Source organism: Pseudoalteromonas sp. SG41-5 (assembly GCF_014164495.1).
GTDB classification, from domain to species: Bacteria; Pseudomonadota; Gammaproteobacteria; order Enterobacterales; family Alteromonadaceae; genus Pseudoalteromonas; species Pseudoalteromonas rhizosphaerae.
In genome coordinates this window covers 1-1,073 of the sequence record NZ_JACJFH010000245.1, presented here as the reverse complement: position 1 = coordinate 1,073, position 1,073 = coordinate 1, and the positions used below count along the sequence as shown (strand labels likewise).

Here is a 1,073-nt window from a genome sequence, read left to right as displayed (position 1 = left end):
ATTCAATTTTAAACTCATTTATAACGCTAAGGACAGCATATGCAACCAGATATAAAAAATATCCCCCAACAACTTGGTCAGTACCTTTATCAGCAAATAAAAGAGCCATGGCTTGAGGCACAACTCATTTTAAATTGCGAAGATGAAAGCGAGCTTGAATGCAAAGCCCATTATCAAACAGCAGTGGATGCAAACGAACAACCAATCGCTGTTTCTGACGAAATAATCGAGTTATTCAGTACTTTGTTTGAGAATGCCACCACTACTGGCAGACAATACGGCGCAAAATCTAAAGAGGTAAGAGAATGGATGCTTGACCCTAATAATTATACATTGGATCATTACAGCTTAAACCGCTCTGCGGGAGCTCAATTAAAAGAAACCTACTTCCCCCCCAATATGATAAGTTAAAAAAATGAAAGAATTAGATGAAAAGTTAAGCAATGAGATTAATGAAAAATTTGATCAATCTTTTGAATTTAATAAGAGAGGCCAAATAGAGGAATCATTTTTTGCAATGCAAGAAGCAATCAAATTAGTACCTTCACCGAAGAGTCAATGGTCAGAATCATTAATAATTATTACTTCTGCCTGCGAACATTTTATTGCAATTGAGAAATTAGCTGACGCGAGAGCATTAATTGATGAGTACTTAAATTCTGATTTTTGTATATCATATGATGATAATCCCAGCTTCATTAAAGGTATTATATTATTTGAAATGGGTGATTTCGAACAAGCATATGAATGGTTTGATAAAGCTAACTCTATCTCTAAAGGCAGGTGCTTTGTAGAGCAGCCGAAAAAATACAAAACTTTTTTTAATGAGTATAACCAATGAACGTACATGACCAAATAGATGAGTATTGCGAGCAAGGCAATGATCTTTTTGATGAAGAAGACTTTCAAGGCGCAATTACACTCTGGCAAAAAGCCTTTGATTTACTTACCGACCCAGATGAGGATTGGGAGCAAGCGGTTTGGCTTAAAGTATCTATCGGTGATAGTTATTATATGCTTGATGAATATGAACAATCCCTTGATGCAATGTTAGATGCATTAAACTACCCTGA

The 1,073-nt window shown here is 35.4% G+C and carries 2 protein-coding genes and 1 pseudogene; all 3 read left to right on the top strand.

Annotation, left to right across the window (positions count from 1 at the left end; translation table 11 throughout):
- Positions 1–39: 39 nt before the first annotated feature.
- Entirely contained in the window at positions 40–411 is a 372-nt protein-coding gene (locus H5232_RS24485) for an HNH/ENDO VII family nuclease (RefSeq protein WP_259398919.1), read from the top strand.
- A 4-nt stretch (positions 412–415) separates the two neighbouring features.
- Entirely contained in the window at positions 416–841 is a 426-nt protein-coding gene (locus tag H5232_RS23365) for a hypothetical protein (RefSeq protein WP_182795007.1), read from the top strand.
- Positions 838–1,073, top strand: a pseudogene (locus H5232_RS23360) (hypothetical protein); the annotation flags it as partial. The gene H5232_RS23365 and the pseudogene H5232_RS23360, both read left to right, overlap by 4 nt.